This is a genomic window from Phaeobacter sp. BS52 (assembly GCF_045040595.1).
GTDB classification, from domain to species: Bacteria; Pseudomonadota; Alphaproteobacteria; order Rhodobacterales; family Rhodobacteraceae; genus Phaeobacter; species Phaeobacter piscinae.
Genome location: NZ_CP090662.1, coordinates 135907 through 154862, shown reverse-complemented (window position 1 = coordinate 154862; position 18956 = coordinate 135907). Strand labels below are relative to the sequence as shown.

14 protein-coding genes and 5 pseudogenes are annotated in these 18956 nt (G+C 58.8%); 15 read left to right on the top strand and 4 right to left on the bottom strand.

From position 1 onward, the window contains the following. Positions 1-89 precede the first annotated feature (89 nt). Positions 90-782: a PleD family two-component system response regulator gene (locus L0Z65_RS00720; protein ID WP_102896422.1), complete on the top strand. Its 693-nt coding sequence runs from the start codon at positions 90-92 to the stop codon at positions 780-782. 21 nt (positions 783-803) lie between these two features. On the opposite strand, the gene L0Z65_RS00715 is transcribed toward L0Z65_RS00720, so the two are convergent. After that, positions 804-1523 (bottom strand): ATP-binding protein, encoded by a 720-nt coding sequence (locus L0Z65_RS00715; protein ID WP_405109837.1) that lies wholly within the window; start codon positions 1521-1523, stop codon positions 804-806. Beyond that, positions 1513-2808 carry an extracellular solute-binding protein gene (locus L0Z65_RS00710; protein WP_405109834.1) on the bottom strand — a complete coding sequence of 432 codons (1296 nt, stop codon included), beginning with the start codon at positions 2806-2808 and terminating at the stop codon, positions 1513-1515. The genes L0Z65_RS00715 and L0Z65_RS00710 overlap by 11 nt, the downstream gene beginning before the upstream one ends. 273 nt (positions 2809-3081) lie before the next feature. On the opposite strand from L0Z65_RS00710, the gene L0Z65_RS00705 reads away from it, so the two are divergent. From L0Z65_RS00705 to L0Z65_RS00695, 3 genes are read left to right on the top strand one after another with little or no spacing between them, the layout of a single operon-like run. Next, positions 3082-4392, top strand: a complete 1311-nt coding sequence (locus tag L0Z65_RS00705; protein ID WP_405109831.1) for a HAMP domain-containing protein — start codon at positions 3082-3084, stop codon at positions 4390-4392. Further along, positions 4385-4900 carry an ATP-binding protein gene (locus L0Z65_RS00700; RefSeq protein ID WP_405109827.1) on the top strand — a complete coding sequence of 172 codons (516 nt, stop codon included), beginning with the start codon at positions 4385-4387 and terminating at the stop codon, positions 4898-4900. The genes L0Z65_RS00705 and L0Z65_RS00700 overlap by 8 nt, the downstream gene beginning before the upstream one ends. Beyond that, entirely contained in the window at positions 4897-5334 is a 438-nt protein-coding gene (locus tag L0Z65_RS00695; protein ID WP_096872291.1) for a response regulator, read from the top strand. The genes L0Z65_RS00700 and L0Z65_RS00695 overlap by 4 nt, the downstream gene beginning before the upstream one ends. Before the next feature lie 217 nt (positions 5335-5551). On the opposite strand, the gene L0Z65_RS00690 is transcribed toward L0Z65_RS00695, so the two are convergent. Then, the gene (locus L0Z65_RS00690) at positions 5552-6418 is read right to left on the bottom strand and encodes an amidohydrolase family protein (protein WP_405109823.1); all 867 of its coding nucleotides are present in this window, start codon (positions 6416-6418) and stop codon (positions 5552-5554) included. Next, a pseudogene (locus L0Z65_RS00685) lies at positions 6415-7417 on the bottom strand (ester cyclase). The gene L0Z65_RS00690 and the pseudogene L0Z65_RS00685 overlap by 4 nt, the downstream one beginning before the upstream one ends. A 133-nt stretch (positions 7418-7550) precedes the next feature. Between L0Z65_RS00685 and L0Z65_RS00680 the strand changes: the two are divergent. From L0Z65_RS00680 to L0Z65_RS00630, 11 genes and pseudogenes are all read left to right on the top strand, one after another. Beyond that, positions 7551-8600 carry an ABC transporter ATP-binding protein gene (locus tag L0Z65_RS00680; RefSeq protein ID WP_096872297.1) on the top strand — a complete coding sequence of 350 codons (1050 nt, stop codon included), beginning with the start codon at positions 7551-7553 and terminating at the stop codon, positions 8598-8600. Between the two features lie 89 nt (positions 8601-8689). Next, a complete protein-coding gene (locus tag L0Z65_RS00675; protein WP_405109820.1) occupies positions 8690-9916 on the top strand; it encodes an ABC transporter substrate-binding protein in 1227 nt (408 codons plus the stop codon). Positions 9917-9987: 71 nt separating this feature from the next. After that, entirely contained in the window at positions 9988-11013 is a 1026-nt protein-coding gene (locus tag L0Z65_RS00670; RefSeq protein ID WP_096872300.1) for a carbohydrate ABC transporter permease, read from the top strand. Between the two features lies 1 nt (position 11014). Then, a complete protein-coding gene (locus L0Z65_RS00665) occupies positions 11015-11899 on the top strand; it encodes a carbohydrate ABC transporter permease (protein WP_096705988.1) in 885 nt (294 codons plus the stop codon). A 129-nt stretch (positions 11900-12028) separates the two neighbouring features. Then, positions 12029-12566: pseudogene (locus tag L0Z65_RS00660) on the top strand (ester cyclase). A gap of 5 nt (positions 12567-12571) precedes the next feature. Beyond that, positions 12572-13900: a histidinol dehydrogenase gene (hisD, locus tag L0Z65_RS00655; protein ID WP_405109815.1), complete on the top strand. Its 1329-nt coding sequence runs from the start codon at positions 12572-12574 to the stop codon at positions 13898-13900. Positions 13901-14021: 121 nt separating this feature from the next. Next, positions 14022-15021 (top strand): annotated as a pseudogene (locus L0Z65_RS00650) (ester cyclase). After that, positions 15018-15794, top strand: a complete 777-nt coding sequence (locus L0Z65_RS00645) for an SDR family NAD(P)-dependent oxidoreductase (RefSeq protein WP_405109812.1) — start codon at positions 15018-15020, stop codon at positions 15792-15794. Before L0Z65_RS00650 ends, L0Z65_RS00645 begins: the two are co-directional and overlap by 4 nt. Then, a pseudogene (locus L0Z65_RS00640) lies at positions 15791-16820 on the top strand (LacI family DNA-binding transcriptional regulator). The gene L0Z65_RS00645 and the pseudogene L0Z65_RS00640 overlap by 4 nt, the downstream one beginning before the upstream one ends. Continuing rightward, positions 16807-17781, top strand: a complete 975-nt coding sequence (locus tag L0Z65_RS00635) for an ester cyclase (RefSeq protein WP_096789696.1) — start codon at positions 16807-16809, stop codon at positions 17779-17781. The pseudogene L0Z65_RS00640 and the gene L0Z65_RS00635 overlap by 14 nt, the downstream one beginning before the upstream one ends. A 154-nt stretch (positions 17782-17935) precedes the next feature. Next, a pseudogene (locus L0Z65_RS00630) lies at positions 17936-18899 on the top strand (cupin domain-containing protein). Positions 18900-18956: the final 57 nt, after the last annotated feature.

Here is an 18956-nt window from a genome sequence, read left to right as displayed (position 1 = left end):
AAGTCTTAACGACAGAAGGCAGGCATATTAATCTTTCGTTAGGGCTGAAATGTCAGTTTCTGGCTACAGTCTTTGGAAAGGGCGTCATCATGAATGGTACTGAGGTTACAATGGAGACCAGCCACCCGACACTGCCCTCCGGCAACCTGTGCGTCTTGGTGCTGGATGACAGTGAATTTGACCGGACGCGGATGCGGCGGCTCATTGCGCAGGCTGATCGCACGGTCGAGGTGATTACATGTTCGGACATTCAGGACCTCGAAAGGGCATTGGATGAAAACGTTGTTGATCTCTGCCTGATTGATCACCAGCTGCGCGATGCCTCTGGCCTTGATGCGGTGGCTGTGGTCAAAAAACAGCTGGAGACGGAAGAGGTACCGGTGGTGATGATCTCTGGCCGCGAGGATACCGAAGCGGTGGTCAGCTCCATGCGCGCTGGCTGCGTGGATTATGTCGGCAAGGGCAATCTGACCGCAGAAAAACTGCATGGTGTGATCTACAACTCCATCGCCGAGACATTCTCAAACCCGGCGATGAAATCTGAAGTGCAAGACGCCACACGCAACGTGATCCGGGGCATGGCGGAGGGCTGCATCAGCGAATTGCAGCCAAAACTGCGGCGCATGTATCGCCAGATCTCCTTTATTCGCGGCTGCCATAATCAGGGGCTGACACCATCCCCTGAAGCGCTTGATGAGATTGAAACACATTGCCTGAACATCTGGCGCTTCTTCGACGAGATCGAGAATTACAGCAACAGTTTCAATGTGGTCCACCATTAGGGTGGACCACATCATCGCCACCTAGTCCAAGCAAGGTTGCTTCAGCCGCAAACGAATGGTCGCCCCGTCCCGCTTGGTTCGGGGCGCGAGTGCCTCCACAACACCGCCGTAGCTGTCAGCAAGACGGCGCAAGATCGCAAGGCCCATCCCGGCCCCACCGGTCTCCACGACCGAAAACTTGCTCATCGGGTCAAAAGCCCGTTCCAATTTTCCATCCGGAAACCCGACACCGTTGTCGCGCAGCATCATGTCCCAATGCCCGTCGCGCAAACGCCCGGTCACCGCAATGCGCACCGGTCCCGCGTTGTGCTCGGCAGCATTTCCCAGCAGAATCAGAAATACCGACATCAGCGCATCTGGATTCATTTCGATCTCCGCCGGATCAAATCGTGCCCGCACCCGCACATCACTCGGCAGGTTCAGTGCCGCAATAGCCCGTTCCAGGCAGGTTCTGACTGAAACCCGCTCCGTCTCACGGTATCCGGTTTTGGAATACTGCGACAGCTGATCAAGCATCATGTTCAGCTTTTCCGCATGGCGCCGCATCAGATCAAACGACTGCGCAGGCCCCTCAGGCAGCGCAATACCGCTATCCTGCAGGTCCTCCTCAATCCAATTCGGCAATTCAGCGATGGCCCGCACCGATCCGCGCAGGTCGTGCACAATCTTATAGACGACTTCCATCATGGCCTGATCGCGCATGGTCTGGCTCAGGGCCGGATCGGGTGTATCATGTTTCATCGGTAAGCACCTTTCGCAGGTCGGCAGGATAGGTATCGCGCAACGCCATCCAGCGGCGCGATTGCACCTCAACGCCAACACGATCTGTCGTCGCCCGCCAGGACTGGGCAACGTTGTTCAACGCGACCTCAGCGGTCACATCCCCAGCCAGTGCGGCCAGCAGCCAATAGGACAACGCCTCAAAATACTCTCCACGCCGCGCCAGATACAGATCCGGCATCGAGGCACGCATCGCCTGCTCATGAACCGTCAGAAACTGCGTTCCGTAGGCTTTGATGATGGCCGGATCCTGATACTGGTCGGTTCTGAACGGATCAAAGAACCCGTCGGTCTGGGCGATCGCCGCAGCGCCAACCTGCTGCGAGACCGCATTGAGGCAAAACTGATAGGCCAGCTCTGGTTGTTTTGAGTTCTTGGCAACAACGTAACTCCACCCCCAGTTGAAATAGGAAAGCGGCACCACTGCCTCATCGATACGCCCGCCGGGCAACGACGCATTGATCATATTGTCGCGCATCGCCGAACCGGGCGCATAGAGGCTCTTCTGCGTACCGCCCCAGCCAATGTTGGCGTAGATATCGCCCTCCTGGTAGCGCGCCCAGTTGGAAAACAGATCCAGATCGGCCCCGACAAGATGCGCGCTGGAGGCCATCATATCCTCCAACGCAGCAACCCCACGCGCTCCTGCGATCTGCGGTTCCATCGTGGGTGAAAACGGCCAGGCGCCCTTGGCATGAAACCGTGCCCACCACTCCCAGGCCACCTTATCGGCCGTGCGAAACAGGCAGCCGCCATACCGACCCGCGTCCGGATCGTGAAAAAACGCCATCTGTCGGTCCAGCTCATCCCAGGTTTGCGGCGTCGACAACGCGGTACCGGTCTGGTCCGCGTATCTATTGGCGAGGCCCCGATCCTTCATGAACTTCTTGTTATAGAACATTAAAAAGACGTCACCGTCGGTCTGATACCCCCACAGCTGCTCGTCAAAAAAATCGCCGCTGGTGTACATCATCGCGTCAGTCAGCCCCTGCGGCGCATATTGCTGTGCAAGCGCATCCAAGGGCAAAATAGCCTCAGCCTCGACAAGGTCAGGAATGCCAAAAGTGGTAAGCAGCGCCACATCAACGCCGACATCGTTCAGCATCGCTTCCAGTGTCAGAACCGCGTTCACCTCGCCGACGCCGACAACAACCAACTCTGTCCGGCACCCGCACATCGCCTCGAAACTCTTGGCCACCGGCGCCAGGTTGGCCTCCGCCCCCTGAGGCGTCAGAATTCGGAGCAAATTAGGATGCTGGTGATCAAGTCCCGCACGCCCAGCAGCAGGCAGGCCGCCAACCCCGCCAAGCGCAAGGGCATGCGTCGTAAAGGCGCGTCTCGTGAACATGGGGATCCTCGCGTGTGGTCAGTATCTTTAAGCCTATCCACGCCCAGTTAAGGACTAGTAAACCTCTCAACCCTATGTTGAGCAAACCAGCAGCAGAAGGGTCCAGCAGTGTCGCTAACCGCACGCCTCAGATCTTGTGTCGTTATATGCCTCGCGTCGATTTGTGTCGCGATGTATGCGGAATGGAACGACCTAAGCCGCATTGAGCGCAAGACCGAGAACCTGTCTGATCGGACGATCCCGTTGCTCGACAGGATTGCCGACCTCGGCGACCTGCAACACGGGCTGGAGGTGACGCTGGCTCGGGTCAGGCTGATCGACGATCTGGACGGGCTTACGGGGCTGAGTCGACGCGTCGACAATCTTTCGCAGTTGTTTCGCGAGAATTTCAGCGACCGAGAAGATACAATCGCCGAAGAACTGTCATCAGCAGATGCGGATGTTTTTCAGAACGTGGTGAAGGGTCGTCAGGATATCGTCGCTCAGAACATCCGGATCAACACCCTTGTGTCACAGGCTGTTGACAAGATCCTGGCGCTGGAAAAATCCATCGTTGTTGCGCAGATCGAATTCGGCAATCAACAGCGCGATGCGCAATCCAGACAGGACGGGGCCAGAGCAGTCACCGGGGCAATCGATACTGCCAAGACCTTGGGAGAAATATCTGGCAGCGTTGCCTCGCTTGCCATTCTGACCAAAGATTTCTCCCTCGAAACCGGTGCCGGACAGACAGCCGCGCGCCAGAGACTGGTGGCAGAGATCAACATCCTTGCCTCTCGTCTTGCCCGGCTGAAAAATCTGGACGCGCGCCACGACATCGCCGGTGTTTTGGTCGATTATCGCAACACCATGCTGGGCCCAAACGGGGTGGTCGCCGCATTGTCGGATCTGCACACGCGCCAAGCAGATCAGGAACAGCTTTACGGTGAGGCGGAGGCCGTGCTCAACAACATCGGCGCCTGGACCCGGTCCAGCACCCAGCGTGCCGCGATGGAGTTTCGCCAAAGCGCTGCGGAAACGAGCCGTATTGTGGAGCGTATTCGGTTCGTCGATGTCGCTTTCAATATGTGCATGCTTCTGATTTCTCTTGCCCTTTTGTGGTTCATGATTGAGGTGAGAATGATTTCGCGGATCCACCGCCTGACCCGCCACATTCAGCGTATGTCGCGCGGCCATCTTGATGATCCGATCGACACCAACGGGTCAGATGAGATTGCCGAAATCGCCAAGGCCGTGGAGAAATCCCGGCTCACTGCGGCCGCCCTGAAACGCTCAAATGAGGAACTGGAACGCTTCGCCTATGTGGCGGCCCATGACTTGCGTGCGCCGCTGCGCGCCATCTCAAATCTGATCGAATGGACAGAAGAAGATTTCGCCGATGAGATGCCCGCTGACGCGCAAAAAAATATCGGATTGATCCGCAATCGTACGGACAGGTTGTCAGGCCACCTGTCTGCCCTGCTGGACTACGCGCGTGCTTAGCCAGATTGATGGCGAACACGGATCCTTCAACCTGACGACATTTGCGGATGAGCTGAGGCTCTACTTCAATTCAAACTCCGCTTTCGAAATCAGGGTAGAGCAGGATTGTGGCTCCTTTGGCGCCTATCTGACACCGCTGAAGACCATTCTGATCAATCTTGTCAGCAACGCGAGCAAGCACCACGACAGATCCTCAGGCACGATCCGCATCAGCAGCGAGCGTTATCCCAATTACGTCGAGATCACAGTGGCCGACGACGGGCCCGGGATACCGAAACAATATCAGGATCAGATATTTGTTCTATTTCAGACACTAAAATCCCGTGACGAAGTAGAGGGATCCGGCCTGGGCTTGGCACTGGTACAAAAACTCGCCCGATCACTGGGCGGCAGCGTGTCCGTCGTCTCCAACCCGGATGTGGCCCGTGGCACTGTGTTTACGGTCCGTGTCCCACTCAATACACCCTCAGCAAAAACACCGAATGACATCCAAGGACTGGCCGCATGACCGATAGAGAATCCGTTACGTTTCTGATTGTAGACGATGACGAGGTTGCCGTGATGGCAATCAAACGCGCGTTAAAAAAACTCCGCCTTGTGAACCCGATTGAAGTTGTCGGCGACGGGCAGGAAGCGCTGGACCTGCTGCGGGGGGTGAACTCTGCTGCGCTTGAGCGTCCGTATATCATCCTTCTGGATCTGAATATGCCGCGCATGGGCGGGTTGGAATTCCTCGCAGAGGTGCGCGAGGATAAAGAGCTGGCGAACTCGGTGATTTTTGTTCTGACAACCTCTGATGCGCCCTCGGATATTGCCGTTGCTTACGAGCATAAGATTGCAGGCTATATCGTTAAAGAGAACGCCTATGATGCGGTGAAATCTGCGGTCGAGATGCTGGGTGCCTACGTCGAGATCGTATCGTTGGAAAACAAATTGAAGTGAGGTTTGTTGCGGGCGTCGCCGCAAAACGCTGCACCGGTCGCTGCGCCTCCCGCGTGTCGGGAGACGCGCGTTCTAGGCTCCGTTATACAACAAGGAAGATAGGACTGATCGGCGCCATCAACCTGAGACTTTGACCGCCCCCTGCCTCAGGGTCAGGGTCGACATGAATAGCCTTCTTTGCGCTGGCCAGTCTTGCCCAGCCCATCAGCAAAGGATCTCAGAACCGGTAAAAACGTGCCGCAGTCTCACCAAAGACCTGTGATCTCAGGCGATCCGGAACCAAACTCTCATGTGCACGCAGCAGCGTTTCATAGTCTGAGTAAAGGCTATCCACCGGAAAGTTGGAGCCAAACATACAGCGGTCAGCGCCAAATTGATCAAGGCACGTCTCAATGATCGGCCTGAAATCCTCAACGGTCCAGCGGTGCTGAAACATACCCAAACCTGAGAGTTTGCACCGCACATGTGGAAGGTCAGACAGCAACATGAGCTGCTGCCTCCACGCTGTTAATCCCTCGGGGCTTCGGTCATGGGGGCTGCCCGCATGGCATAGGGCTACATTTGTACGCGGAGCCTGTGCCAGAACGCCCGCGGTCTTCTCCATCAGCTCAGGGATAAGCTGCAGATCAAAGGACAGCCCGCGGTCTCCAATGAGCATAAGCCCCTCCAGAAAACGCGGATCATCCAAAAGCGCATTGGTGCCGGTCTGCGCGTCCTCGCCTGGGGCGCGACCGACGATCTGGCGCACGCCCCGGACCGAGGGCAACGCCTGAAAAATGTCGAGTTGCTGCGCCAGATCCGGCGCTGTCAGGTCGCAATGAACCACCTGCACCATCGGCCAATCCCGGTTCGCATCAATGATGGTTTGCACCCACTGCGCCTCCGCCAGCGGATCTTCGGCGCCGACCTGAATGTGAACAGATCCGGTGATCCCCAAGGCAGCGGCCTCTGCGCGAAATTCCGGCAACAGATAGTCGCGCTGGATCGGACTTGGATCACCAAAGAACCGCGACACCCCCTTGGCGGCCAGCCAAGGGTAGTGCACCGCCGTGAGGTCCCAAAGATGATGATGCGCGTCAATCATGTCAGGGTCCCGTCGCTGAGCTGTTGCAGGACATCATATCCCTGCCCTTTCCAGAAATGCAGCAAATCGATAAAGATCCAGTTTTCTGCAAGTTTGTCACCGCTACGCCGGTAAATATCAATCACTCGGAATTCGCCCCGTTCATTGGTCGCATTGCGGCCCATGAAGTCGCCGCTTAGGCGCGCGGTGAAATTTGGCCAGCTGGCAAAGCCGCCGTAGGTGCCTTCGGCGAGACGCGCCGTATGACCGGTCTTGGATCTGTCCGAGAAGGCCGCGCGAAACGGGCCGGAATGCTGCTGGGCATAACGCGCGATCGTATAGGTCGCGCCGATGCCGGTCGGCCCCCACCACAACATGTCTTCACACCACGTCTGGCGCAACTCATCCTCAAGACTGAGTTTGTTGTCCCACTGCCCCAGTTCGCCGATCATGCGGTTGATCACAGCCAGCGTCGCCTCACCTTCGTGGTCTGGTTGGGCGTCAAACAGCAGGCCGTCATGCGTCATTGGCCCCGGCTGGACCAACTGCGCGGCAGTCTGACCGGGAAAAGCTGTGACACCAGCCTGTGCCATCAGATGCGGAAGATCAAAATACATCGCGGTCTGGGCAATCTTGCCGCCTTCAACCCGGTGAAACTCGCAATAGCGCAGCATCGCAATCTTGCCCGTGGGCGGAATGCCAACAAAGGGCGCGTCAAACAGCCCCATCAGATGGCCCATGGACACCACCCAGATGCCCTGAAAATCGTCCATCTGATTGCGCCCGGCAAAGAAAATATCCTCACGCCGCTGCAACGATGTGAGGCTTTTGCGCAGTGGCGTCCAGAACTGGCGGGCGACCTCAGCAGCCTCAGTCATCTCGTTAAATGGGTGGAACCCGCGCCACAGGTAATCGGCTGATGTATGTCGAATCAGAGCCGCTTCAAGATTCTGTATCCGGAGCGTCCAGATCGGCGTAGAAGGCGCGCACGACGGCTTTTGCTGCCTGAAGATCGTTCATTTCTTTCCCTATTTTACAGGCGCTTCACGCCATATTGCATACGATTGCAAAATTATCTTGCCAAATTAACGCAGCAAAGACTAACCTTTTTGCAATCGTATGCAAAATAGATTTCGCTGGGAGGCGGACCCGCATGGCACAGATAGAGCTGCGTAATATCAGCAAGCGTTGGGGCAGCTTTGTCGGGGTTGATAATTTCGACCTGACCATCGCCGATAAGGAGTTTCTGGTTCTCTTGGGGCCGTCGGGCTGCGGCAAGACCACGACAATGCGGATGATTGCCGGGCTGGAGAGCGCCAGCGAGGGCGACATTCTGGTGGATGGCAATCGGGTCAACGAACTGGAGCCGAAGGACCGGGACGTCGCCATGGTGTTCCAGAGCTACGCACTTTATCCAAATATGAATGTCTACGAGAACATCCGCTTCCCACTGAAGGTGCGCGGTGTTGACGCCAAGACCCATGACGAGAAGGTCCGACGGGCCAGCGCCATGGTTGAATTGGACGAGTTCCTGCACCGCAAACCGGCAGAGCTCTCCGGTGGTCAGCGCCAGCGGGTGGCTTTGGCCCGGGCCATCGTACGCGAACCAAACGTGTTTTTGATGGACGAGCCACTGTCGAACCTGGATGCCAAACTGCGGGTCTCTACCCGCGCGCAGATCAAAAACCTCAGCCATGAACTGGCCGTGACAACGATCTATGTGACCCATGACCAGATCGAAGCGATGACCCTCGCCGACCGCGTGGTGGTCATGAACAAAGGCGTCGTGCAGCAGGTCGGCAGCCCGACAGAGATCTACGACCGTCCCGCCAATGCCTTTGTCGCGAGTTTCATCGGCTCACCGGCGATGAACCTCATGGAGGGTGGCCTCTCCGGCGGACGGTTCACCGCACAGCACACGGATATCGCCGGGCTGTCCGGTCCGGATGGTCCGGTCACGCTGGGTTTTCGGGCAGAGGATGCCAGCGTTGTAGAGAGCGGCGGCCAGATCAACGCCCCGATCTACACGATGGAACTCTTGGGCGATGCCACCATGGTCACGGTCCGCATTGGCGGCGTCCTGGTTTCGGTCAAGGCAGACAAGACCTTCCGCGCAGAGATCGACGATATGGTGTCGATCCATGTGCCCACAGATCACTGCCACCTGTTTGACACACAAACAGGTGCGCGGCTGGGGGGGTAATCCCCCACCACCGCCGCCTTCGTGCATGCGACGGGGGCAACGACGGGGATGCTGTCCGGACGGCTTCCCCCTATAACAGGGAGACTACCATGAAATTCACACATATCGCACTTGCCAGCTCGGTTCTGGCCTTTGCCGCAAGCGCAGGTTCTGCCTGCGAGATTTCGGCACGGGTCAATATCGTCGGCAATGAATTCCCGGCCATTCATTCCGTCGCCGATGCGGCCAAAGAATGCACCGGTGGTGAGGTCAAGGCCAACCTGACCGCAGACCATCAGAAGATCAATGTTGCGGGCATGACCGGCAATCCAGCGGAATACACCTCTGCCATCATCGCCAATTCCTCCATCGTGGCCCTGATGAACGAAGACGTCATCCGCCCGCTGGATGACCTGGTTGCCAAACACGGCGACGGGTTGCAGAAAACCCAGCTGATCACCATCGATGGCAAGATCATGGCCGTGGCCTTCATGGCAAATGCCCAGCATCTGGTCTATCGCGCAGACGTGCTGGAAGAGATCGGTGTGGAGCCACCCAAGAGCTACGAGGACCTGCTGGCCGCCGCCAAGATGATCCGCGAAAAGGGCATTATGGAAAACCCGGTTGGCGGCTCCTACAAGGCGGGCTGGAACCTCGCGCAGGAATTCAACAACATGTATCTGGGCCATGGCGGCAGCTTCTTTGAGCCGGGCAGCGCCAAGGTGTCGATCAACAATGAACAGGGCGTGGCCGCTCTGGAAATGATGAAGTCACTGTCGGACTATATGAACCCCGACTTCCTGACCCATGACTCCAACGCCACCAACGCCGAATTCCGTGCCGGCAATGTCGCGCTGATGAACATGTGGGGCAGCCGCGCTGCAACTCTGGCCGAAGCCGATGGTGTTGTGCAGGAGGTGAAGGATCACATGGCGATCTCCGGCCCACTGACCGTGGCGGGTGGCTCTGACGCGGCCTCGACCCTGTGGTGGGATGGCTGGACTGTTGCCAAGAACATTCCTGATGCCGAAGCCGAAGCGACTTTTGTCGCCCTGACCCATGGCATCCGCCCCGAGATGCTGAACGAAGAAACCGCCCCTCAGGCAGTCTGGTTGATCGACGGTTATGAGCCCACCGATGCCGCTCAAGGTGTCTTTGAGGCCGTGCAGATGAGCACCAGCCCCTACCCGATGCTGCCCTACATGGGGTTGCTGCACACCGCGCTGGGTGCTGAGCTGAGCGATTTCATGCAGGGCAAGGAAAGCGCCGAACAGGCTCTTGCTGATGCAGAAGCAGCCTATACCGCTGCGGCCAAGGAAAAAGGGTTCCTCAACTAAGTTGAGGCCCAACCGGCAGAGGGGAGTCTCCCCTCTGCCACCACCACCTGAACTCTGGACATCGGTTTGTCATGAAACACCGCACCTTTTTCTGGTTCTTTCTGCCCACCGGGCTTGCGATGCTTTTGTTCATCGCCCTGCCCATCGTGTCGGTGTTGTTCCAGTCCGTTCACACCCCCCATGACGCCGTTCTGGTGACGGTTGAAAACTGCGGCCCCTTCGGCTGCAAAGAGGAAACCACCATCGACCAGGAGGCCACCCGCGCCCTGCGCGATGCGGAGCCTCTGGGAAAATTTGTCGGCCTGCAGATCTATCTTGATCGTGGTCACCTGGCTGTGGCCGAGGTGGCAGAAGCCTGGCGCAGCACCGACAGCATCGGCGATTTCCTTGGCGAAATCAGCGACCTGCCTTTTTACCGCGCGATGGGTTTTACGCTGACCTACACCTTTACCGTGACGCCGCTGTTGATCGTGCTGGGGCTGATGATCGCGCTTGCCGTGAACTCGCTCAACCGACATCTGAAGGGGCTGGTGATCTTCTTCTCACTGCTGCCCATGATCGTGACACCGCTGATTGGCTCTCTCATCCTGTTCTGGATGATCGACAGCCGCGGCGTGCTTGGGTCCGCGCTGCAATATCTGACCGATGATCCAACCCTATCGCTCAAAGCCTCCACCGGGCTGACCTGGATCATGTTGATTGTCTATGGGGTCTGGCACTCCGCTCCCTTTGCCTTCGTGGTGTTCTATGCAGGCCTGCAAACCCTGCCGCAGGACCAGCTGGAAAGCGCGCAGATCGACGGCGCCACCCGCTGGCAACGTGTCCGCTACGTGGTGGTGCCGCATTTGATGCCGCTGGTGACCTTTGTGGCGCTTATTCAGCTGATGGACAACTTCCGCGTCTTCGAACCAATCGTCGGCTTCAACGCTGAGGCGCATGCGACCTCTTTCAGCTGGATCATCTTCAACGATATGGGCGGTGAAACCCGGCTGCTGTCCTCCGCCGCGACCACATCCGTCCTGACCATTCTCGGCGTTGCCGTACTGCTGACCCCGGTGCTGATCCGGACCTGGCAAGATTTCAAGGGGAAGACTTAACATGAGCAGTTCCGCCGCCACCCGCCGCCCACTGGGCCTGCGCCTGCTGGTCAATGGTTTCATCCTGTTCTGGTTGATCCTGGCTGCCTTCCCTTTCCTCTGGACCTTCTGGGGCTCCTTCAAGGTTGAGTTGGACTTCTTCTCCATCGCGGATTGGACAAACGCGCTGACCGGCACGCTGACCAAGGCAACCCACGGCTCGTCGTTGACCGGCGCTGGTTACGAAGGGGCGTGGATCCAGGAGGAATTCTGGAAAGCAGGCATCAACACCACATTGGTCTGTATCTTTGTGGTGATGACCTCGCTGACGATCGGGACGCTGGGTGGATATGCCCTGTCCCGCTCCGGCTATCGCTATACCTTCTGGCTGCTGATCACCGCGCTGATCTTCCGCGCGATGCCGCCGATCACCTTGGTTGCGGGCTACCTCTTGCCGTTTTTTGAATGGAACCTTTGGGGGCATCTTGCAACGACAGTCATCGTTCTGGTGGCGATCAACCAGCCCTTCACCCTGTGGATGCTGCACTCTTTCTTCCAGTCGATCCCCAAGGAACTGGACGAAAGTGCCAAGGTTGATGGCTGCACACAGTTTCAGGCCTTCCGCCATGTGATCATCCCGGTGATGTGGCCCGGCGTCATCACCACCGGCCTGTTCTCCTTCCTGCTGGCCTACAACGATTTTGCAGTCACCTCGATGCTGCTGAGCAAGGACAATCAGACCATGATCCCCAAGATCGCCAGCTTCATGGGCACCACCCAGACCGAAGGCAACGTGATGTTTGCCGTGGCCGCCGTGGTCTCCGCTACCGCCCCGCTGTTTGTGCTGGTGATGTTCTTCCAGCGCCAGATCGTCAGCGGCCTGACCGCAGGTGCGGTCAAAGGATGAGCGCATCTTTCCGTCATAACGCCCTCGGCCGCCATCCGGCGCTGAACAGGATGCCAAGGGATTTTCTGTGTGCGGGATCTCCTCCCCCCATCACAGATTTTCCCTTGGTAGACTGAAAAGGATAAGGCCATGAAAGGCTCTCGCCCAGAACAAGCCGTGCTGACCAAAGACACGGATATGAGCAAGACAGACGACACCCGCCGCGTCATCGAAGAGATGGTGGATGGGCTGAACGACCACCGCATCGGCGATATCGGCGAGTTTTTCTCCGATGGCTTTCGCTGGATGGGCAATCAGGGGTGCGGCACCAAGACCGGGTTGAAGGAATTCCAGGACAACTGGCAGCGCCCGTTTCAGGCGGCCTTCTCCGACAAGGTCTGCATCGACGAGGCCCGCCTCTACATGGGCGAATGGGCTGCGGCCTTTGGCCTAGCAGGAAGCCACCCACAGCGGCACCTTCCTGGGCATCGCCCCCACCGGCAAACGGGTGGAGATCCGCTACATGGATTTCTGGAAAGTCGTTGACGGCAAGATCGTGGACAATTGGGTCAATGTCGATTTCGCCCATGTCGCCGCCCAGCTTGGCGTCGATCTGTTCAACGGCGAAGGCTGGGAAGCATTTGATCGTGGCGAAAAGCAACCGCCGCGACCCGACAACAAAGGATAAATACGATGGCGATTGACTATCTCAAACGCGGCAAACCCGAAGCAGACCGGGCCGAGGATGACGCCAAGACCGCCTCTGTAGTGGCCTCAACGCTGAAGGATATCGAGGCGCGTGGCGATGCAGCTGTGCGTGAGTTGGCCTGCAAGTTCGACAACTACGACCGCGACAGCTACCGGCTGAGCGAGGCGGAGATTGAGGCGATCATCGCCAAGGTCTCCCCCCGCGAAATGGCAGACATCAAGTTCGCCCAGGACCAGGTGACCAAATTCGCGCAGGCGCAGCGCGACTCGATGCTCGATATCGAGGTGGAGCCGATGCCCGGCGTGATCCTCGGCCACAAGAATATCCCGGTTCAATCCGTCGGCTGCTATGTGCCCGGTGGCAAATTCCCGATGGTCGCCTCCGCGCATATGTCGGTCGCCACCGCAAAGGTCGCCGGTGTGCCCCGCATCGTGGCCTGCACCCCGCCCTTCAACGGTGAGCCGAACCCCGCCGTAATCGCAGCGATGCACCTCGGCGGCGCACATGAAATCTATGTGCTTGGCGGTATTCAGGCGGTGGGCGCCATGGCCATCGGCACCGAGAGCATTGCCCCGGTGCATCTGCTGGTGGGGCCCGGCAATGCGTTTGTTGCCGAAGCCAAACGACAGCTGTTTGGCCGCGTGGGCATTGACCTCTTTGCGGGTCCGACCGAAACCATGGTCATCGCCGATGACACGGTTGACGCCGAACTCTGCGCGACCGACCTTCTGGGTCAGGCCGAACATGGCTACAATAGCCCTGCCGTTCTGGTCACCAACAGCCGAACCCTTGCCGAGGACACGCTGAAAGAGATTGACCGGATCCTTACCATCCTGCCCACCGCAGGGACCGCCCGCGTCAGCTGGGAGGACTACGGTGAGGTGATCCTGTGCGATACCTATGACGAAATGCTAGCGGTGGCCGATGAAATTGCATCGGAACATGTTCAGGTCATGACCGACCGCGATGATTGGTTCCTCGACAACATGACCTGTTACGGCGCGCTGTTCCTCGGCCCGCGCACCAATGTTGCCAATGGTGACAAGGTGATCGGCACCAACCACACGCTGCCGACAAAGAAGGCCGGGCGCTACACCGGTGGTCTCTGGGTAGGTAAATTCCTGAAAACCCACTCCTATCAGAAGGTTACCAGCGATGAGGCTGCAACGCTGATCGGCGAATACGGATCGCGGCTGTGTATGCTGGAAGGCTTCGTGGGCCACGCCGAGCAATGCAACATCCGAGTCCGTCGCTATGGCGGGATCAACGTGCCTTATGGTGAGGGTGCCCCTTACCGCGACGCTGCTGAATAAATATCCACGATCTGCCGGGCGGGGGAATCCTGCCCGGCATCAAAATGCCTCCTACTCATTCGGACCAATGATGGACCATCCTAGCGCCCATAAGGCTCTGTTATCTCAACTATTCTCGGCGATGCGCGATTTTTCGGCGGACCCGGTGCAGAGCGCGATGACAGCGCATTTTTCTGCCGAAGCTGAGATCCATCTCTGCCACCCCATTGGTGATATGACCGGCCCGGATGCGCTTTATCGGACAGCTTACGCCCCCTTGTTGCGCGCCATGCCGGATCTGGAACGGCGCGACTGGATCGTTATGGCTAAGCGAAACCGCCAAAGGAGAGCAATGGCTGGGGGCTGGCGGGCATTATATCGGAACCTTCGTGGCACCTTGGCTGGATATTCCTCCAACCGGCCACATCGCCCATATGCGGTACCATGAATTCTATCGCATCTCAGATGGAAAAATCGTCGAGATGCAGGCGATCTGGGACATCCCGGAGCTGATGATGCAGGCCGGTGCTTGGCCCATGGCGCCCTCACTCGGGCGGGAATTTTTTGTCCCCGGCCCCGCGACGCAGGACGGGTTTGTCCCCGGACCATGGGACCGGGATCGGGCGACAGCGTCCTGCGACCATATCGTGGATATGCTGGCCCATCTGACGCGCCACCCGGCGCAGGGTGGCCCGGAGGTCATGGAGATGGAGCGTTTCTGGCATCCGCGTTTCAACTGGTACGGCCCCGCCGGGATTGGGACTGCGCGCGGTGTTTCAGGCTTTCGCAACTGGCATCAGATCCCCTTTCTCAACGCGATGCCGGATCGTGGTGCCAAGGATGAGACGCTGGATTTTCATTTCTTTGGCGATGGCGATTATGCCGCTGTTACCGGCTGGCCAAACATGCGCCAGAGCCTGTCCGCGGATGGCTGGCTGGGGCTTCCCCCCACCGGCCAGATGATTGATCTACGCAGTCTTGATTTCTGGCGGATGGAGAATGGGTTGATCCGGGAAAACTGGGTTTTGGTCGACCTGCTTGACCTCTATGCGCAGCTTGGCGTTGACGTGATGGCCCGACTGCGCGAGTTCAACAAAGCCCGCAATCCGGGCCCCATCCCACAACTCGGAGATCGCCTGTGACCCTGCCCCGCACCCCTTCTTTCCGTCTTGATGGCAAACGCGCGCTGGTGACCGGGGCCAGCTCCGGTATTGGCCGCGCCTGCGCCGTGGCCCTGGCCGAGGCCGGGGCCCATGTCACCATTGCTGCCCGCCGGATTGAGCCGCTGGAGGCTCTGGTTGCGGAGATGCAGGCCGCCGATATGCAGGCAGAGGCGATGGTTCTTGACGTTGCTGACATCGCCGCCACTCAGGTCAGCATTGATGAGTGTGTCGCCCAAAACGGTGCCTTTGACATTCTGGTGAACTCCGCCGGACTGGCGCGCCATAGCCCTGCCAGCGACACCACTGAGGATGATTTCGACGCGGTGATCGACCTGAATATCAAGGGCGCCTATTTCCTGACCCAGGCGGTGGCCAAGGGGCTGATGGCCGCCGGTAAGCCGGGATCCCTCATCAACATCAGCAGCCAGATGGCCAAGGTCGGCGGCCTGGACCGGGCCGTGTATTCTGCAACCAAACACGCGGTTGAGGGTTTCACGAAATCCATGGCCATCGAATGGGGGAAATCGGGTATCCGGGTGAATACCATCTGCCCAACCTTTATTGTGACGCCGCTCACGCAGTCCACCTTTGACCGCCCCGAACGCCGCGCCTGGATCGAGAGCAAGATCCAGCTGGGTCGTATCGGTGAGGTGGAGGATATCATGGGCGGCGTGGTTTACCTGGCCTCTGACGCCTCTGCCCTGATCACCGGCACCGCGATGATGATCGATGGCGGGTGGACCGCAGAATGACCGCCGCGAAAGTCACCTCTGCCGATGTGGCGCGGCTTGCGGGTGTCTCACAATCCGCTGTCAGCCGGGTCTTCACCCCCGGAGCCTCCGCGTCGAAAAAAACCGTGGACAAGGTTCGCGCAGCAGCGGAATCCCTGGGCTACAGGCCCAACTCTTTGGCGCGCGCCATGGTCTCGGGCCGGTCGCGTATCATCGGGTTGGTGGTGGCCTATTTGGAGAACCATTTCTATCCGGAGGCACTGGAGAAACTGTCCAACGCGCTTCAGGAACGCGGCTACCACGTGTTGATGTTCATGGCCCCCAACACGGCCCCCAGCATCGACAATGTGATTGAGGAAATCCTCGATTATCAAGTTGACGGCATTATCGCCGCCTCGGTCGCGATGTCGTCGGAGCTGTCAGATCGCTGCCGCGCCGCCGGTGTGCCGATGGTGCTGTTCAACCGGTCGCAAGATGACCAGAGCATGTCAGCCGTCACCTCGGACAACTACGCAGGCGGGCGCAAGGTCGCGGAGTTTCTACTGGCCGCCGGACATCGCAAGATCGGCTATATCGCCGAGCTGGGAAGGCGCCTCGACCCAGCGGGACCGCGAAACCGGGTTCTGCGAGCGTCTGGCCGAAGACGGGCTGACACTGCATGCCCGTGGCGTAGGTAACTTCAAGATGGAAACCGCCGCCGAAGCCACCCGCCAAATGTTCACCGGCGACCACCCCGATGCTGTGTTTGTGGGCAATGATCACATGGCCTTTGCGGTGATGGATGTGCTGCGCTCCGAACTGGGGCTTTGCGTGCCGGGAGATGTTTCTGTGGTGGGATATGACGATGTGCCTACCGCCGCCTGGCCCGCCTACGACATGACCACAGTTCGTCAGCCCGCCAATCGCATGGTCTCGGCTACGGTGGATATTCTGCTGGACGAAATCAACGGTGCGCCGCAGAGGCCGCGCCGCATTGCCATTGATGGCCCACTAATTGTTCGCGGCTCTGCCCGCATTCCCGAAGGATGGAAAAATGAAGGGTTTTGATCCCAAATTCAAAGACTTCCCCGATTACATTATCGGTATCACCAAAGAGATCTGGGAAGATCGGGGTATTGCCACCCTGCACGACTACTACGCGCCCGACATCGTTGTGCGCTCGCCTGCGTCGGTGGTCACAGGTAACGAAGGGGTCATTGCGGCTACCATGGCCACTCTGGCTGAATTCCCAGACCGCACCCTGCTGGGTGAAGATGTGATCTGGTCCGGCACCCCAGAGGAGGGCATGTTGTCCTCCCACCGGCTGTTGTCCACGGCGACGCATCTGGGCGACGGCGTTTATGGCAAAGCAACGGGCAAAAAGCTCACCTACCGTATTATCGCCGACTGTCATGCCATCGACAATCAGATCAACGATGAATGGTTGATCCGCGACCAGAGCGCGATCGTGCAGCAGATGGGCTGGGACGCCAAAGATTATGCGCGCGACCTGATCGCGCGTGAGGGCGGGCCGGATGCTTGCCAACAGCCCTATACCCCAGCCACCGATCAGCCTGGCCCCTACAAGGGACGGGGAAACGACAATGAATGGGGACAGAAATACGCGGACATCCTAACCCGGATCATGAACGCCGACATGCGTACGATCGAAAGCGAATACGATCGTGCGGTTCAGTCGGAATATCCCGGCGGTGCCACCGGCCACAGTTTTGGCCCTGTGGATCGGTTCTGGATGGGGCTGCGTGCATCCTTCCCAAACGCCAAGTTCACCATCGAGCACCAGATTGGCCGTGACGATCCCATGATGCCCCCTCGCGCCGCATTGCGCTGGACCCTGCATGGCAAACACGACGGCTGGGGCGCCTTTGGCAAGCCAACCGGCGCCGAAGTGTTCATACTGGGGGCCAGCCATGCTGAATTCGGTCCCTGGGGCCTGCGCCGGGAATACACGCTGTTTGACGAAACATCGGTCTGGAAACAGATCCTGCTGCAGACGGGCGACCTCTGAGTGAACGCGCAGACCTCATATCTGAATGCCAGTCAGGCGGCGCGGCGCTATCATACGCACCGGGCTTCCCTGCGCGCGCGCCGCCTGAACAACCGCCCTCCCGGGGTGCGGGTTTGAACCCTGTCAAACCCAATACCCAAACCGGAGAAAACACATGAGCACTATTCAAGACCGCATCGTCCGCTACGGCGAGTTGCGCCCCTGCAAAACCGCCTTCATCGACGCGCATACGCCCGGTTCCGACCAGAAGGAAAACTTCACCATCATCGGCGGCGGCGTTTCCGAAAGCCCGGACCAGCATGTCCATATCACCGACCAGATCGGGTTCAACATTGGCGCTGCAGGCCAGCCGCCGAAATGCCGCAACTCCCTGCACAGTCACACCACTGCCGAAGTTTTCTTCGTGCTGAAGGGGCGTTGGCGCTTTTTCTGGGGCCGCCATGGGGATGCCGGTGAATTTGTCGCCGAGGAAGGTGATATCTTCAACATTCCGACGGGCATCTTCCGTGGTTTTGAGAACATCGGCACCGACTACGGAATGATCATGGCCGTGCTCGGCGGTGATGATGCCGGCGGCGGTGTCACATGGGCACCGCAGGTGATCGAGGACGCCCGCGACCACGGGCTGGTCCTGGGTGAAAACGGCGTGCTCTATGACAGCAAGAAAGGGGTTTCCCTGCCCGACGGCATCAACCCCATGCCCTTGCTGAGTGAGGACGAGCTGGCTGCATTCCCGGAGGTCCCGGTCGAAGCCGTCGTGCGTGACTATGTCGCGCGATACTGGGATCTGATGGCGCTGGCCCGTGACAAACCGGCGAAGGTGATTGGTGCGGATGCGCTCCTTAAGGACAAACCCGGTTTCTGCGTCGATTTCCTGACCCGCGGATCTTTGCCTGCTGACATGCACAGCCATGATCAGCACACTGTGTTGATGCCGGTGCGCGGCCACTGGCGGCTGCGTTGGGAGGGGGGCGAAACAACCCTCAATCCCGGCGACACGGCATTGATCAAGGCAGGTGAGAGCCACAGCCTGGAACCCTCCATGACCGGTGAGGCCAGTCTCTACCGGGTCACCGCCACCGATGATCCGGCTTAGCGCCACCTGGACCGGCAGCTAAAACAACCGCCCCCGCGCATGACAATCGTAGCGCGGGGGCAATTTCAGGGCAGCGCCC

Bases quoted from the DNA above. Each gene is read 5' to 3' on its own strand.
- L0Z65_RS00720 (WP_102896422.1), top strand. From the start codon at position 90: ATGAATGGTACTGAGGTTACAATGGAGACCAGCCACCCGACACTGCCC.
- L0Z65_RS00715 (WP_405109837.1), bottom strand. From the start codon at position 1,523: ATGAAACATGATACACCCGATCCGGCCCTGAGCCAGACCATGCGCGAT.
- L0Z65_RS00705 (WP_405109831.1), top strand. From the start codon at position 3,082: ATGTATGCGGAATGGAACGACCTAAGCCGCATTGAGCGCAAGACCGAG.
- L0Z65_RS00695 (WP_096872291.1), top strand. From the start codon at position 4,897: ATGACCGATAGAGAATCCGTTACGTTTCTGATTGTAGACGATGACGAG.
- L0Z65_RS00690 (WP_405109823.1), bottom strand. From the start codon at position 6,418: ATGATTGACGCGCATCATCATCTTTGGGACCTCACGGCGGTGCACTAC.
- L0Z65_RS00680 (WP_096872297.1), top strand. From the start codon at position 7,551: ATGGCACAGATAGAGCTGCGTAATATCAGCAAGCGTTGGGGCAGCTTT.
- L0Z65_RS00675 (WP_405109820.1), top strand. From the start codon at position 8,690: ATGAAATTCACACATATCGCACTTGCCAGCTCGGTTCTGGCCTTTGCC.
- L0Z65_RS00670 (WP_096872300.1), top strand. From the start codon at position 9,988: ATGAAACACCGCACCTTTTTCTGGTTCTTTCTGCCCACCGGGCTTGCG.
- L0Z65_RS00665 (WP_096705988.1), top strand. From the start codon at position 11,015: ATGAGCAGTTCCGCCGCCACCCGCCGCCCACTGGGCCTGCGCCTGCTG.
- hisD (WP_405109815.1), top strand. From the start codon at position 12,572: ATGGCGATTGACTATCTCAAACGCGGCAAACCCGAAGCAGACCGGGCC.
- L0Z65_RS00635 (WP_096789696.1), top strand. From the start codon at position 16,807: ATGAAGGGTTTTGATCCCAAATTCAAAGACTTCCCCGATTACATTATC.